The organism is Rhodococcus sp. NPDC057529 (genome assembly GCF_042802055.1).
Lineage (GTDB): Bacteria > Actinomycetota > Actinomycetes > Mycobacteriales > Mycobacteriaceae > Rhodococcus_F.
Genome location: NZ_JBHVEY010000009.1, coordinates 355871 through 371305, shown reverse-complemented (window position 1 = coordinate 371305; position 15435 = coordinate 355871). Strand labels below are relative to the sequence as shown.

The window sequence follows — 15435 nt, the reverse complement described above, 5'->3', positions numbered from 1 at the left end:
ACCGGCTTCACACAATTGTGTCGCCGGGTGGGCCCGGCGGAACACCCGACTTCGCCGTGAACAGCCTCTAGGGTCTTCTCATGAGCACCGTCGTGGACGCGCTGATCGGAAAAGTCTTCACCGAGACCCGGGAGAACCGCGGCGGACAGCTCGCCGACTACATACCCGAGCTCGCGGCGGTCGCCCCCGATTCGTTCGGCATCTGCGTCGCGACCGTGGACGGCTACGTGTACGAGGTCGGCGACACCCGGTTGCCGTTCACGATCCAGTCCATCTCGAAACCGTTCACGTATGCCCTGGCCCTCGCCGATCGCGGCTCCGCCGCCGTCGCCGAGAAGATCGACGTCGAACCGTCCGGGGAGCCGTTCAACGAGATCAGCCTGGATCCGCGGACGGAGCGGCCCCGCAATCCCATGATCAACGCCGGGGCGATCACGGCGACGTCGCTCGTGGCCGGTCCCGACCTTCAAACACGGTTCGAGCGGATCCGGTCCACGTACTCCCGGTACGCGGGACGGGACCTGACGTTCAACCGGTCGGTGTACGAGTCCGAGTCGCGGAGCGGGCACCGCAACCGGGCGATCGGCCACATGCTGCGCTCGTTCGACATCATCACCGGCGACCCCGACGAGGCGGTCGACCTCTACTTCCGTCAGTGCTCCCTCGACGTGACGTGCCGCGATCTGAGCCTGATGGCGGCGACGATGGCGAACAACGGCGTCAATCCCGTCACCGGGGAGACCGTCCTCGAGCCTGCACTGGTCGAGCGGGTTTTGAGTGTGATGTCGACGTGCGGCATGTACGACGCCGCAGGCAAATGGGTCTACGAGGTCGGGCTGCCCGCCAAGAGCGGCGTCGGGGGCGGCGTGCTCGCCGTCCTGCCCGGTCAGATCGGGATCGCGATCTATTCGCCGCGCCTCGACTCCCACGGCAACAGCGTCCGTGGAGTCGAGGCGTGCCGCGCCCTGTCGAACGAGTTGGAACTGCACTTCCTGCACGTCACCCGCGCCGCCCGTTCCGCGGTCCGCGCCCGGTACTCGGTGTCGGACGCCCCGTCCCGGATGCGGCGGTCCCCCGCCGAGCGCGCCACCCTCGACGACGTCGGCAAACGCAGCCGGATCTACGAACTGCACGGCGATCTGCTGTTCGCCGGCGCGGAGAGCGCCGTCCGCGAGATCGGCGGCGTCGAGGAGGACCTGGAGGCGGTGGTGATCGACGTCCGGCGCGTCGACGACGTCAGCGGGGTCGCCCGCCGGATGTTCGAGACCCTGCGGGCCGACCTCGCACAGTGCGGGTGCGCGCTGGCGTTCGTCGACCCGGCCGGTCTGCTCGGCAACACCCGCTCCGACCTGTCGGGACGGGCGGGCCGGGTGTTCGCCGACCTGGACGCCGCCGTGCAGTGGTGTGAGGACATCCTCCTCGACCGGCACTGCAGCACGGCCCGTCAGCCGTCGTCCGTCACGATCACCGAGCACCCCATGCTGTCCACGCTCAGCGCGATACAACTCGAACGGTTCACCCGCGACCTCGTCACCCGTACGTACGCCCGCGGCGACCTCGTCATCCACCGGGGTGACCGGGCCGCCGGGCTGTTCCTCATCCTGTCCGGCAGCGTCAGTTCCACGGTCACCGACCATGCGGGTGCGGTGCACCGGATCATGACGTTGTCGGCCGGCATGAGCTTCGGGGAGATGACGATGATGATCGACTCCCGTTTCCTCAACGACGTCCGCGCCGACACCGAGGTGACGGTCGCGGTGCTGACCACCGAGCGCTACACCGAAATGGCCTCGGAGGAACCGAAACTGAAGCTGGCGCTGCTCGAACGTCTCGCGACGGGCGCGTACGAGCAACTCGACGTGATGCTGCGGGCGCTGCTGCGCCAGGGCGGCGGACTCTGACCGGCTCACGGGAAAAACCCGTTGCCCGAACCGGAAAAATCGGACAGGCTTGGGGCTCGGAACCGACGACGCTCGAATCGAAAGCAGGGTGCAATGCTCACAGCGACAAAGCTGGCCATCGAGACGACGGGACTCGTCAAGACGTTCGGATCCACCCACGCGGTCGACGGCCTGGATCTGGCCGTTCCCCTCGGCGGCGTCTACGGCGTCCTCGGACCGAACGGCGCGGGCAAGACCACCGCGATCCGCATGCTGGCCACGCTGCTGCCCCTCGACGGTGGAACCGCCACCGTGCTGGGACACGACGTCGCGACCGAACCGGACGCCGTGCGCAGCAAGGTCGCCCTGACCGGGCAGTTCGCCTCGCTCGACGAGGATCTGACGGGTAGCGAGAATCTGCTGCTGCTGGGCCGGCTGTACGGGTACTCCCGCGCGGCGGCGCGCACCCGGTCCGAGCAGTTGCTGTCCGCGTTCGGGCTGGAAGAGGCGGGCAACCGGCAGGTGAAGAACTACTCCGGTGGCATGCGCCGGCGACTCGACATCGCAGCCAGCATCATCGTCACCCCGGAGATGATCTTCCTCGACGAACCCACCACCGGTCTCGACCCCCGCAGCCGCAATCAGGTGTGGGAGATCGTCCGCGCGCTGGTGGCCGGCGGAACGACGGTACTGCTGACCACGCAGTACCTCGACGAGGCCGACCAACTCGCCGACCGGGTGGCCGTCATCGACCACGGCAAGGTGATCGCCGAGGGCACCACCGGCGAACTCAAGGCTTCCGTCGGATCGGGTGCGCTGCACGTGCGGGTCACCGACATCACTACCCGCCCCGCGGCGGCGGCGCTGCTGCGCGACGTGCTCGAGGTGCCGGTCACCGAGGAAGCGGATCCGGCCGCCCTCACCGCCCGCATCGACGACCCGGCCCGGGTCTCACGGGCGCTGCCCGCACTCGACGACGCCGGAATCGCCGTCAGCACATTCGCATTGGGGCAGCCGAGCCTCGACGAAGTCTTCCTCTCCCTCACCGGCCGACCCACCGAGGAGCACGCATGACCTCCACCACCGACCGGACCGCCGACACCGCCACCGCTGTCGCCGACGTCCTGAAGATGCCCGGCCCCCGGCCCGCGCGGCCCACCGCGTGGTCGACGTCGCTGTCGTTCGGCTGGCGGGCCCTGCTGAAGATCAAGCACGTCCCCGAGCAACTGTTCGACGTGACGATGTTCCCGATCATGTTCACGTTGATGTTCACGTACCTGTTCGGGGGCGCGCTGGCCGGATCGACCAGCGCCTACGTGCAGTTCCTTCTGCCGGGCATCCTCGTGCAGACGGTCGTCATGATCACCATGTACACCGGCCTGACACTCAACAAGGACATCGAGAAGGGTGTCTTCGACCGGTTCCGGTCGCTCCCGATCTGGCGTCCGTCACCTCTCGTCGGCGCGCTGCTCGGTGACGTCGTCCGCTACACGATCGCCTCGATCATCGTCCTGATCCTCGGGCTGGTCCTGGGGTTCCGTCCGGACGGCGGGTTCGTCGGGGTGGTGGCGTCGATCGGACTGCTGCTGTTGTTCTCGTTCAGCCTGTCGTGGATCTGGACGATGTTCGCGATGCTCATGCGCACCGAGCAGGCGGTCATGGGGGTGTCGATGTTCATCCTGTTCCCGCTGACGTTCGCCAGCAACATCTTCGTCGACCCCGCGACCATGCCGGGCTGGCTCCAGGCGTTCGTCGGCGTCAATCCGATCAGCGCACTGGTGACGTCGATTCGCGGGCTCATGGCGGGGTCGGTGGAGATGGCGGATCTCGCCGTCGTGTTCGGGTGGTGCGCCGGGTTCGTCGTGATCTTCGGACCGCTGACGATGCGCCTGTACAACCGGAAGTCGTGACGGTGCCGGAGGCCGATCCCGCCGCGCGTGCGGTGACGGTGCGCGGATCCGGAATCGTCTCCGCGGTTCCGGATCTCGTCCGCATCACCGTCACGGTGACGGCGACGCGTCCCGCGGTGGCCGACGCGTTCGAGGCCGTCGCCCGGGCGGGCACCGCGGTCACCGACACCCTGCGCGAATACGGTGTCTCGGGGCCCGACCTCGCGACCACCGGGCTGTCCGTGCACTCCGAGACGACGTGGGCCGAGGGCCGCGGCAGCGAGGTGACGGGTTACACCGCGGCGACGACGCTGCAGATCACGGTCCGCGAGGCCGGTGCGGACGCCCCGCCGCCGGCGCAGGTGGTGGCCGCCTGTGTCGGTGCGGGCGGTGACGACATCCGGCTCGGCGGACTCGAATTCGACTTTTCCGATCCGGCCGCGCTGGCGGCGACCGCCCGGGAGCGGGCGTGGGCCGATGCCCTCGACAGGGCGGAGCAGTACGCCTCGCTGTCGGGGCGCGCGCTGGGAGAGGTGCTCGACATCGCGGAGGTCGAGGTCGGCGACGTGTCCCCGCGACCGGTCGCGAAGGCGTTCGCGGCGGCCGACTCCCCGGTCGCCGTCGAACGCGGCGAGAAACCGACGCGGGTGGACGTCCGCGTGCGGTGGCGTCTGGTCTAGGCCCGGGGGCCGCGCTGCTGCACCGAGGCGGCGAACGTGTCGGTGAGCTGGGTCAGCGACGTCACCGCCGCCAGCGCCTGTTCCTGCGACCAGCCTTCGAGCATGCCGCGCAGCCGTTCGGCCCGCCGCGCCGTCGTCTCGGCGAGGATGTCCATCCCGCTCGGCGACACCCGGATCCGGGAGGCCCGCTTGTCGTGGGGATCGGCGGCGCGGGACACGTATCCGGCGTCGACCAGTTCCGAAATCTGCCTGCTCAGCGACGACTGACTCACGCACAGGTCGGCGGCCAGTTCGTTCTGCCGGCACTCCCCGCGCGCCGCGAGGACGAAGAGCACGCTCGTCAGTGCGGGCGCGATCGGGGTCTCGCCGCTCGCGGAGACGACCGCCCGCAACGACCGCCCGAGCGCGAACACCGCATCGACGAGCGCTTGCGCAGTATCTGCCTGTACCGACATCCTGTCCCCGTCCCGAACACCCACTACCTGCAGGCTCTCATCTGTTGCCAATGTATCTAATACTCGCTATCGGTTTCTGGCACTGTCTGCCACCGCGAACTGGTGACTGCGGAATTCGTGGAGTGCCGGTCGTTCGGGTGCGCACGGTCGCCGACGGAGGGCCGGTTGCTTTCTCGGCGCGCGGGTTCGGGTCCCCGACTCTGTGGCCTCGCGGACCGAGCGCCGATCTGGGCAGAACTGTATCGGGTTGTGCGGGAGCGACTCCCGAGAGGGCGGAGGTATCTATTGGGGAGGATCGCGGTTCGTGTCCCGGGGAGCAGCGGGCGGGGCGCGGGCGGGGCGCGGGCGGATGCTCGTCGACGGGCCCCGAGGGCCGCTACCCGGTGGTGTGGTGTGGTGGGATCGATTGCCCCGGTTCGCCGGTGGCGCGGATCGAGCGGTACTTGTCGGTGGTCGGCGTTAGAGTCGAGGCCCTGCGAGAGGTGGGGCAGCAGACCGTCGGGAAGGGGGTGATCGATGAGCTTGTCGGGCGATGGCGGTTCTTCTCGGGAGAGGGATGAGCCCGGGTTGATTCGGGTTGTTCCTGGCGCCGGGTCGGCCGGCATGACCGGGCCGGGAGCGACTGCGCCGCGGCAGTTCGCGTTCACCACCCGCGCCCACGTGGCGGTCGACGACGTGACCGGCGAGTCGATTGGTCTTGACGACGTCGATACCCGGGTGGGGTGGCTGCTGGACCTGATCGCGGCGGCCGGCACCGAGTTGGTGGCGCGGGTGTGGCATCCGGTCACGTTCGACGTGCTCGCCGCCGGCCTGGACCACCAGGACCGCAGGCTGCGCCATTGGGTTTCGCCCGGGGGGTGCGGCGCCAAATCCTCGCACGCGCCCGTCGCACCGACAGCGGGGCACTGGCCGGCCGGTTGCGGATCACCGACATCCAGGGACCACCGCAGACGAACGCGATGGCCCGACTCTCTGCTGCCGATCGGCAGCTCGCGCAGATCACCGTCACCGGTGACGAGCTGGTGTTGACGGTGGAGCTGCCCACCTGCCCGGCCCCGGCGGGGCGGGCGCAGTGGCGGCGGGTCCGGCTGACCGCCACCATCCCCGCGCACCTGCACGGCCGGGCGATCACCGACTGGCACCTGCCGACCCTGGCCCTCGACCGGAAAGGTTTGTTGTGGCGGTGCGCGGCGACCGACCTCGTCCCCGACTGCGAGCTGGGATCCGCGACCGTCGCGGTCGGGGTCGATTGGTCACCGTCCACCCTGGGTGCCGCCGCCATCACCACCGAAACCCCGGAGGGGCTGTCCTAGGACTTTCGGGGCTTCACCTACGACGACCGCGGCCTCGGGACCAAACTGGCCCGTTTACAGACCGAAGGCCAGATGCTGCACCGCAAGGCGGCCCGGTTGACGCAACTCGCCACCAACGCCGAACCCGAGGTCCGCGCCCGACCGGAGGAGAAGATCGCCGTCCTCAACGAGCACCGGACTGCGGTGGGCGTCAAACGGGGCAGGATCAATCGGGAGCTGGGATTTCACTTCGCCCGCCAGGTCACCGACTACGCCACCGCGGCGGGCGCGCAGGTGATCGCGGTGGAAGACCTCAGCACCCTCGAGACCCGCGGACACGGCCGGGTCAACAACAATCGGGCCGCGCAGTCCGCCCGCCGAAAGGCGGTCACCTCACTCGCCCACACCGCCGGGGGTGTGGGAATCGCGGTGGTGTCGGTGCCGGCCCGCGGATCCTCCGCACTGTGTCCGGGCTGCGACGCACCACTGGCACGACCCGGCGGCTACCACAGTGCGTGGTGTTCGGGTTGCCGGGTCGGCGGCAACCGCGACCACGTCGCCGGGGTCAACCTGGCCAAACGCGCCCTGCTCGGCAAAGGCAAGGTGACCCGGCGGCAGGGGCAGCTGCCCGCGATCCGGGTCGCCGAGCACGCGCCGGTACGGCCATCCCTGGGCAAGACCAGTCCGACACCGAGCAGACCGCGGCACCGCCGGGTCCGCCGCAGCCTGCCCACTCTGACACTTCGGGCGGGGGTGACTCCGAACAGCTATGTTCCTGCACCTCGAGCGTCGGTGTGGGACACGGTCAAACCCACACCACCGCAAGACGATGCGGGTAGCCGTGACACGCGTACATCTCCAACAAACGCCACACCAGTGGTAGATAGTATGAGATCTACGTAGACGCTCGACTATACGTATTGTTGCGTTCGGTAAAGAACTTCGTCAGCGCGTCAGCAACGCGATGCACTCCACGTGATGGGTGAGTGGGAACGCGTCGAACGCGCGCAACTGGTCGACATGATATCCCTGCCCGAGGTACAGGCCGATGTCGCGGGCGAACGACGCCGGGTCGCACCCCACGTGCACCACCCGTTCGGCGCCGGCGGCGGCGACCGCCTCGACCACCTCACGTCCCGCACCCGCACGCGGCGGATCGAGCACCACGACCCGTGGCGGGGAGGCCAACCCGGCGATCGCGCGCTCGACCCGGTCGGCGTGCAAGCGCACCTGCGGGAGGTCGGAGAGCGCGGCCTTGCCGTCCGCCACGGCCTGGCGCGCGGACTCCACGGAATCCACGTGCCCCGACGGCCCGGTGCCCCCGGCGAGAGCGGCGGCGAACACGCCGACTCCCCCGTACAGGTCCCATGCCGTGTCTCCGGCGGACAGCCCGGCCCATTCGGAGACCACCGCCGAATACGCCTCGGCGGCCCCGCGGTGTGCCTGCCAGAACCCGGTGGCGGCCAGTTCCCATTCCCGGTCGCGGACCCGCTCCACCGGGCGGCCCGATCCCGAGACCACCCGCTCCGCGCGCGGTGCACCGCCGGCGGCCCGCCGCGCCATGGCACCGCGCCGGCCGGGACTCGTGCGGCCGGTCCGCGACACCTTCGGCGGTGCGATCTCGACCACGTGCCTCTCCCCCGCGCCGTCGAGAACGATCTGCACCTCGCTGCCGGGTTTCCAATCGTGTTCGCCCACACCGTCGTAGGCGGCAGCCTCGATCTGCGGGCACGCGAGGTCCGTCACGATTCCGGAACTGCGGTGCCGGTGGTAGCCGGGACGGCCGCCCGGGTCGACGGCCAGCCGCACCCGAGTCCGCCAGCCCGTGCCGTCCCCCGTGCCGGGCAGTTCCTCGACGACCACATCCCGCTGCAGGTGCGCGAGCCGCGCCAACTGCTCCGCCACGACCTGCGACTTCATGTCCCGCTGCAGGTGCAGGCTCGCGTGCGAGAAATCGCAGCAGCCCGCGCCACCCGGGCCGGACACCGGGCACACCGGGGAGACCCGCTCCGGGGACGCGTCGAGGATCTCGATCGCGTCGGCCCGGCAGTAGGACCCGCCGCGGTCCTCGGCGACCCGGGCGATCACCCGCTCGCCCGGCAAACCGTGGCGGACGAAGACCACACGGCCCTCGTGGCGGGCGACGACGAACCCGCCGTGCCCCGGATTTCCCAGCCGCAGCTCGAGGTGGCGGTCCGACCAGTTCTCACTCAACGCTTCTCGTCCGTCACTTGTCGTCGGGTTCGTAGCCGCGGCGCGAGGCCCCGGCCGTGTATTCGATGTTCAGCGTCTTCGCCTTCTCGGACGAATTCAGTTGCCACGGAACGCTGGTGACCATCACCCCTGGCTGGAACAGCAACCGGCTCTTGAGCCGCAGCGCACTCTGGTTGTGCAGGATCTGCTCCCACCAGTGGCCCACCACGTACTCGGGGATGAACACGGTGACGACGTCGCGCGGCGAGTCCTTCCGGACGCGGCGCACGTAGTCGAGCACGGGTTTGGTGATCTCGCGGTACGGCGACTCGATCACCTTGAGCGGCACCGCGATGTCACTCTTCTCCCACCGCCGCACGAGCGCCCGGGTGTCGGGTTCGTCGACATTGACGGTGATCGCCTCGAGCGTGTCCGGCCGTGTCGCCCGCGCGTAGGCGAGTGCCCGCATCGTCGGCATGTGCAACTTGGAGACCAGGACGATGGAGTGCGTGCGGCTGGGCAGTACCCCGTCCCATTCCTGTTCCTCGAGTTCCCGCGCGACGCTGTCGTAGTGCTTCCGGATCATCTTCATCACGACGAAGATCGCGACCATGGCCACGATCGCGATCCAGGCGCCTGCCGCGAACTTCGTGATGAGCACGATGATCAGGACGGCCCCGGTCATGGCGAGGCCGATCGAGTTGATCACCCGGGAGCGCTGCATCCGCCGGCGCGACGCGGGATCGTTCTCGGTCTTCAGGTGCCGGGTCCAGTGCCGGATCATGCCCGTCTGGCTGAGCACGAACGAGACGAACACGCCGACGATGTACAGCTGGATCAGCTTGGTCACCTCGGCGCCGAACAGGACGACGAACGCGATCGCCGCCCCGGACAGGAACAGGATGCCGTTGCTGAACGCCAGGCGGTCGCCGCGGGTGTGCAGCTGACGCGGCAGGTAGCGGTCCTGCGCGAGGATCGAGCCGAGCACGGGGAAGCCGTTGAAGGCCGTGTTCGCGGCCAACACCAGGATCAGGGCCGTCACGATGGCGATGAAGTAGAACCCGATGGGGAAACCGCCGAACACCGTCTCCGCGATCTGCGCGATCAGCGTCTTCTGGTGGTAGCCGGACGGGGCGCCGATCAGTTGCTCGGCTGGGCTGTGCGCGTACACGATCCCGATCTTCTGAGCCAGGATGATGATGCCCATCAGCAACACGACGGCGATCGATCCCAGCAGCAGCAGCGTCGTCGCCGCGTTGCGCGACTTGGGTTTCTGGAACGCCGGAACACCGTTGCTGATCGCCTCGACACCGGTCAGTGCCGCACACCCGGACGAGAAGGCCCGCGCGATCAGGAACGCGAACGCGATCCCGTACAGGTGGGAGTCCTCGGCCTCGAGTTCGAACCCGGACGATTCGGCCCGCAGGTCGTCGCCGAACACGTAGATCTGCACGAAGCCCCACAGCAGCATCAGCGCCATGCCGGCGATGAACGCGTACGTCGGGATCGCGAAGGCGGCACCGGATTCACGGATGCCCCGCAGGTTGATGGCGGTCAGCAGGACGATGGCCGCGACCGCGAACAGCACCTTGTGCTGGGCCACGAACGGGACCGCCGAACCGATGTTGGACGCCGCCGACGAAATGGACACGGCCACCGTGAGCACGTAGTCCACCAGCAGGGCGCTGCCGACGGTCAGACCCGCGGTGGGACCGAGGTTGACGGTCGCGACCTCGTAGTCGCCGCCACCGGACGGGTAGGCGTGCACGTTCTGCCGGTAGCTGGCGACGACCACCGCCATCACGGCGGCGACGGCGAGCCCGATCCAGGGGGTGTAGGCGTAGGCGGAGATGCCCGCCACCGACAGCACCAGGAAGATTTCCTCGGGGGCGTACGCCACCGACGACATCGCGTCGGACGCGAAGACGGGGAGGGCGATCCTCTTGGGAAGCAGCGTGTGCCCGAGCTTGTCGCTCCGGAAGGGTCTGCCTAGCAGTAGCCGCTTTGTGGCGGTCGAGAGCTTTGACACTGCCAAAGCGTAAGCCGTCCGCAGAAAACCTGGACCCTCACCCACCAATGTGTCCGGATTGCGATCTCTGTCCCGGTTGCTCTTCCGTCCGGGCACTGTACGGTTCGATTCGGCACGCACGTACTCGAGACGTGAAACCGGAGCCCAGAAACGGAGTACAAGGTGTATGTGGTCATCATGGGATGCGGCCGGGTCGGCTCATCCCTCGCCGGCTCGCTGACCCGGATCGGCCACGAGGTCGCGGTCATCGATCGCGATCCCGCCGCATTCCTGCGTCTCGAACCCGACTTCCCCGGACACACCGTCGTCGGCATGGGTTTCGACCGTGACGTGCTGGTCAAGGCCGGTATCGAGCGCGCGGAGGCATTCGCCGCCGTGTCGTCCGGCGACAACTCCAACATCATTTCCGCGCGGGTCGCCCGCGAGACGTTCGGTGTGGAACGCGTCGTCGCCCGGATCTACGACGCCAAGCGCGCCGCCGTGTACGAGCGGCTCGGGATCCCCACCGTCGCCACGGTCCCGTGGTCGACGGACCGGTTCCTGCACACCCTCACCCGGGACAGCCAGACCGCCAAGTGGCGCGACCCGTCCGGAACCGTCGCGGTGACCGAGTTGTCCCTGCACGAGGATTGGATCGGCAGGCCCGTCGCCGAACTGGAGGCGGCGACCAATTCGCGGGTCGCGTTCATCATCCGCTTCGGCACCGGTGTCCTGCCCGACCGCAAGACGGTCTTCCAGGCCGACGACCAGGTGTACATCGCGGCCGTGTCGGGAACGGTGGCCGAGGCCGTGGCACTGGCGGGCAATCCCCCGCCTTCGGACAATTGAGACGGCTTCGAGCCGAGACGGCAGTGAGAATGTTCACGATCGACCACCCGAACGGAAACAATCGATGAGAGTCGCAATCGCAGGAGCCGGCGCAGTCGGACGCTCGATCGCGCGCGAACTGGTCCGCAGCGAACACGACGTCATGCTGATCGAGCGCAAACTCGAGCACGTCGAGCAGGAGTCGGTGCCCGAGGCGACCTGGGTCCACGCCGACGCGTGCGAGCTGAGCAGCCTCGAGGCCGCCTCCCTGGAAACCTACGAGGTCGTGATCGCGGCCACCGGTGACGACAAGGCCAACCTCGTCCTCAGCCTCCTCGCGAAGACCGAGTTCGGGGTCAGCCGCGTGGTCGCCCGCGTCAACGATCCGCGCAACGAGTGGTTGTTCGACGAGTCCTGGGGCGTCGACGTCGCGGTGTCCACGCCCCGGATGCTCGCCTCGCTGGTGGAGGAGGCGGTGTCGGTCGGCGATCTCGTGCGGCTGATGACACTGCGCCAGGGGCAGGCCAACCTCGTCGAGGTCACGCTGCCCGACAACACTCCCCTCGCCGGGAAACCCGTCCGGAAACTGCAATTGCCCCGCGACGCCGCGCTGGTGACAATTCTCCGCGGCGGACGAGTCATCGTGCCGCAGCAGGACGATCCGCTCGAGGGCGGTGACGAACTGCTGTTCGTCGCCGCGGTGGACGTCGAGGACGACCTGCGCGCGGCGGTCGGGCTCTCGTAGCCGCCCGGCGCGACCAACGCCGAATTCGTCTCCCGCGCAACCGGTGAGCGTCCCGACGGTCCTGCATCAGGAACCGGTCAGGGGCGGTCTGGTTCCTCGCGGGGGCCGCCCGCTTCCGTGTCGTCCGTCGGTGCGCCCACGTCCTCGGCGGGTCCCGGTTCGACGATCCGGTCGGCGCGGCGCACGGCCCAGATCGTCACCAGGAGAGCCAATCCGGCCAACGGCCAGCCCATCGCGATGCGGGCGAACGCGAGCCAGCCGGTCTGGTCCGAATCGTAGAGCTGCGACTGCACGAGGTACCGGGCCGCGAACACCAGCGCCCAGGCGGCCGTGGCCACGTCGTAGGCGCGCACCGCGCCGCGATGGCGCCGCCACAGGTTGCCGTGGCCGTTGAGGAAACCCCAGATCAGGCCGACGAGCGGCCACCGCACCAGAATCGAGACCAGGAAGACCGCCCCGTACGCGAGGCTCGTGTAGATGCCGAACAGGAAGTACCCCTTGGCATCGCCCGTGCGGTAGGCGATGAACGCGGAGATGCCGACGCCGAAGAACCCGGACACCGCGGGCTGGATGGGGCTGTGGCGGACGAGACGCCAGACGAGGATGGCGACGGCGACGCCGAGCGCCGCCCAGATCGCCGGGCCCAGACCCCACACACCGTTGACCGGAACGAAAACCAGGATGGGCAGGGTCGAATAGATCAGCCCGCTGATACCACCGAGCTGGTCGAGTATGGATTGCTGCTTCGTTTCGGTCACTCAACGAGAGTGCCACACGAGGCGGACCCTACGAGTCGCCGCGCAGCTCGTAATACGGGTTGAAGATCACCTTCTGGCCGTCACGTTCACCGACACGTCCGCGCACGAGCAGGGTCTTCCCCGGCTCGATACCGGGAATTCGCCGCCGCCCGATCCACACCAGCTTGATCTGTTCCGTGCCGTCGAAGAATTCCGCTTCGATGCTGGCGTTTCCGGACTTCGGACAGGCTTCGACGCTGCGGAGCCGTCCCAGCATGGTGACCTCTTCACCGCGGCTGCAGTCGCAGGCACGTTGTGCGCCGGACGCCTGAGACGTCTCGGCCATTTCCTCGGCGTCCAGCTGCTCGAGGTCCTCGGTGAGCCTTCGAGTCAGCCGACGAAAATATCCTGCCGTGGCGGGTGCCATTGCGCGCTCCTGGAGCATGTGCGACGCGAGATCTTCGCGCCGCTCGTAGGGCTGTGTATTCGCCACTGTAGACCCATTGGTTCCCCGCAACCACACCACCGGAAGGCCGCTGTGACACACCAGGCAGGATCAACTCATGCCCTCTGATGACCGGCCGTCCGTGGCCGTCGTGCTCCCCGGTACCGGGTCCGATGCGGACTTCGTCGCCCGTGCCTTCACCGAGCCCCTGACCAGCCGTGGAGTGCGTACGGTCGCAGTCGAACCCGATCCCCGGCGGGTCGTCGGCAGCTATCTCGACGCACTCGACGGCGCCGCCGCGCAGCACGGAAAGATCTTCGTCGGAGGGGTCTCCATCGGCGCCGCGGTGTGTTTGCAGTGGGCAGGATCACACCCGGATCGCGTCGCGGGGGTACTCGCGGCGCTGCCCGCGTGGACCGGGACCGCCGCGGACGCCCCCGCCGCGGCCAGCGCCCGGTTCACCGCCGCCCGGCTGCGGGCGGACGGCCTCGAACAGGTCACCGCCGAGATGATCGCCTCCAGCCCGCCGTGGCTGGGCCGGGAACTGGCGAAATCCTGGCGATCCCAGTGGCCGCACCTCCCCGCGGCGCTGGACGAGGCGGCGCGGTACCACGCGCCCGGTCTCGACGACCTCGAGCGCATCACGGTGCCGGTGGGCATCGCCGCCGCCACCGACGACGCCGTGCACCCCCTCGAGGTCGCCCGGACCTGGTCCGAACGACTACCGCACGCGGGTCTCGTCACGGTGACACTGGACGAGATCGGTGCCGACCCGGCGGTCCTCGGCTACACGTGCCTCAGTGCCCTGGACTCGGTCCTGCACACGGCCTGAGCGTCGCGGTCCCCCACCGGACGCGGACTCAGCGACCGAGTTGCTGCATCGCCGAACCCGATTCGCCGCGACGCTGCTGCGGCTGAGCCGGGGCCTGCGGCGGCTGCTGCTCGCCCTGCGGGCCCGGAGCCTGCTGCTGCGCCGGTTGCTGCGGGGCCGGTTGCTGCGGGGCCGGTTGCTGCGGGGCACCGCCCTGCTGCTGCGCCAGCTGCTGCTGGTGGGCGGCGGCCAGCTGCTGGGCGAGGGCCTCGGGCAGCACCACCGGCAGCGGGGTCCGGACCGGATTCGGCTCGTTTCCCCGCTTCACCACGGTGTCACGCAGGATCGCCCGGGCGGTCGCGACGAGTTCGGAGTCGGCGGTGTTGCCACCGCTCGGTCCCGCGACCACGCAGCGCACCATCCACCGGTAGCCGTCGACGCCGATGAAGCGCAGGTCGGCGTTCGGCGTGACGGCGAACACCTCACGTCCCCACGGTCCGCTCTCGACGCTCACCGTCGCGTTGTCGTTGCGCAGGGATTCGGCGAGGTCGCCGGCGACCTCCCGCCACTGACCGGGCGACTTCGGGGCCGCATACGCGGCCACCGTGATGCGCCCGTGCTGGGTGACCAGATGCACGGCCTGCGGCGAACCGTCGGGTGCCATCTCGACCTGCAACTGGGCGCCCTGCGGCATCGGCACGAGAACCGAACCGAGGTCGAGGCGGGTCCCGACCTCGCCGACGGTGAGGTCGGCGCCCGACTCGAGGTCGTCGGCGTCGTACGGACCGCCGTCCACCTCGGTCACGGCGTCGTAGTCGTCCTCGTAGTCCGCGGCGTCGAAGTCGTCGGCGTCCTGCGTCTCGGCGTCCTCGAAGAAATCGGGCCGGTCGGCCTCGGCTTCCGCCTTCTTACGACGTCCGAACATGATCAGGCTCCTTCACTGGCATTGCCGACGAGGCTGGCGTGGCCTCCACTCGACCCGTGTCCGTCGCTGCCGCGGGTGGTGCCGTCGAGGGACGCGACCTCGACGAAGGACACCAGTTCGACTCGCTGCACGAGCAGTTGGGCGATCCGGTCGCCCCGCCGGATCTCGATCGGGGTCTCGAGGTCGTGATTGATCAGGCACACCTTGATCTCGCCCCGATACCCCGCGTCGATGGTGCCGGGGGTGTTGACCACCGACAATCCCGATTTGGCTGCCAGCCCGGATCGGGGGTGGATCAGCCCGACGGTGCCCAGCGGCAGCGCGACCGCGATGCCGGTTCCGACGAGGACGCGGCGTCCCGGCTCGATGATCACATCGGTGGTGCTGCAGAGGTCGACACCTGCGTCGCCGTCGTGCGCGCGCTGCGGAACCGGAATGCCCGGGTCCAGCCGCTGGAGGGCGACGGGCGGAATGGTGGGGGTCGCGGCGGGAGAATGGCCGGGAGATAGGTCGCTCACGTGCACCGAGCCTACTCTCAGAGACCGAC

Annotated in this window: 14 protein-coding genes and 1 pseudogene; 8 read left to right on the top strand and 7 right to left on the bottom strand. The window is 69.1% G+C overall.

Annotation, left to right across the window (positions count from 1 at the left end):
• Positions 1-80: 80 nt before the first annotated feature.
• The 4 genes from glsA to ACFU5V_RS20520 all read left to right on the top strand — a co-directional run bounded on the left by glsA (position 81) and on the right by ACFU5V_RS20520 (position 4449).
• Entirely contained in the window at positions 81-1901 is a 1821-nt protein-coding gene (glsA, locus tag ACFU5V_RS20535) for a glutaminase A (RefSeq protein ID WP_378701481.1), read from the top strand.
• Positions 1902-1994: 93 nt separating this feature from the next.
• Positions 1995-2954 (top strand): ATP-binding cassette domain-containing protein, encoded by a 960-nt coding sequence (locus tag ACFU5V_RS20530; RefSeq protein ID WP_378701479.1) that lies wholly within the window; start codon positions 1995-1997, stop codon positions 2952-2954.
• The gene (locus tag ACFU5V_RS20525) at positions 2951-3790 is read left to right on the top strand and encodes an ABC transporter permease (RefSeq protein ID WP_378701476.1); all 840 of its coding nucleotides are present in this window, start codon (positions 2951-2953) and stop codon (positions 3788-3790) included. The genes ACFU5V_RS20530 and ACFU5V_RS20525 overlap by 4 nt, the downstream gene beginning before the upstream one ends.
• Entirely contained in the window at positions 3787-4449 is a 663-nt protein-coding gene (locus ACFU5V_RS20520) for an SIMPL domain-containing protein (RefSeq protein WP_378433159.1), read from the top strand. Before ACFU5V_RS20525 ends, ACFU5V_RS20520 begins: the two co-directional genes overlap by 4 nt.
• Here ACFU5V_RS20520 and ACFU5V_RS20515 read toward each other — a convergent pair.
• Entirely contained in the window at positions 4446-4904 is a 459-nt protein-coding gene (locus ACFU5V_RS20515) for a MarR family winged helix-turn-helix transcriptional regulator (protein WP_378433161.1), read from the bottom strand. The two genes, ACFU5V_RS20520 and ACFU5V_RS20515, sit on opposite strands and share 4 nt — an antisense overlap.
• Positions 4905-5507: 603 nt before the next feature.
• Between ACFU5V_RS20515 and ACFU5V_RS20510 the strand changes: the two are divergent.
• Positions 5508-7099, top strand: a pseudogene (locus ACFU5V_RS20510) (zinc ribbon domain-containing protein).
• A 42-nt stretch (positions 7100-7141) separates the two neighbouring features.
• On the opposite strand, the gene ACFU5V_RS20505 reads toward ACFU5V_RS20510, so the two are convergent.
• The gene (locus ACFU5V_RS20505; protein ID WP_378701474.1) at positions 7142-8410 is read right to left on the bottom strand and encodes a class I SAM-dependent RNA methyltransferase; all 1269 of its coding nucleotides are present in this window, start codon (positions 8408-8410) and stop codon (positions 7142-7144) included.
• A gap of 13 nt (positions 8411-8423) precedes the next feature.
• On the bottom strand, positions 8424-10418 hold the full coding sequence (locus ACFU5V_RS20500; RefSeq protein WP_378433165.1) for an APC family permease: 1995 nt from the start codon (positions 10416-10418) through the stop codon (positions 8424-8426).
• 162 nt (positions 10419-10580) lie between these two features.
• Between ACFU5V_RS20500 and ACFU5V_RS20495 the strand changes: the two genes are divergently transcribed.
• Positions 10581-11246: a TrkA family potassium uptake protein gene (locus ACFU5V_RS20495; RefSeq protein WP_218268419.1), complete on the top strand. Its 666-nt coding sequence runs from the start codon at positions 10581-10583 to the stop codon at positions 11244-11246.
• A 64-nt stretch (positions 11247-11310) separates the two neighbouring features.
• Positions 11311-11970, top strand: a complete 660-nt coding sequence (locus tag ACFU5V_RS20490) for a TrkA family potassium uptake protein (RefSeq protein WP_015890497.1) — start codon at positions 11311-11313, stop codon at positions 11968-11970.
• A 77-nt stretch (positions 11971-12047) separates the two neighbouring features.
• On the opposite strand, the gene ACFU5V_RS20485 is transcribed toward ACFU5V_RS20490, so the two are convergent.
• Positions 12048-12728: a DUF3159 domain-containing protein gene (locus ACFU5V_RS20485; protein WP_378701472.1), complete on the bottom strand. Its 681-nt coding sequence runs from the start codon at positions 12726-12728 to the stop codon at positions 12048-12050.
• Between the two features lie 28 nt (positions 12729-12756).
• The gene (locus ACFU5V_RS20480; protein ID WP_043825920.1) at positions 12757-13134 is read right to left on the bottom strand and encodes an OB-fold nucleic acid binding domain-containing protein; all 378 of its coding nucleotides are present in this window, start codon (positions 13132-13134) and stop codon (positions 12757-12759) included.
• A 136-nt stretch (positions 13135-13270) separates the two neighbouring features.
• On the opposite strand from ACFU5V_RS20480, the gene ACFU5V_RS20475 reads away from it, so the two are divergent.
• Entirely contained in the window at positions 13271-13984 is a 714-nt protein-coding gene (locus ACFU5V_RS20475; protein WP_378433170.1) for an alpha/beta fold hydrolase, read from the top strand.
• 28 nt (positions 13985-14012) lie between these two features.
• Here the strand turns inward: ACFU5V_RS20475 and ACFU5V_RS20470 are convergent, their stop codons facing one another.
• Together ACFU5V_RS20470 and dut are read right to left on the bottom strand one after the other, a co-directional pair.
• Positions 14013-14888: a DUF3710 domain-containing protein gene (locus ACFU5V_RS20470; RefSeq protein ID WP_378701470.1), complete on the bottom strand. Its 876-nt coding sequence runs from the start codon at positions 14886-14888 to the stop codon at positions 14013-14015.
• 2 nt (positions 14889-14890) lie between these two features.
• Positions 14891-15412: a dUTP diphosphatase gene (gene dut, locus ACFU5V_RS20465; RefSeq protein ID WP_378433173.1), complete on the bottom strand. Its 522-nt coding sequence runs from the start codon at positions 15410-15412 to the stop codon at positions 14891-14893.
• Positions 15413-15435 lie beyond the last annotated feature (23 nt).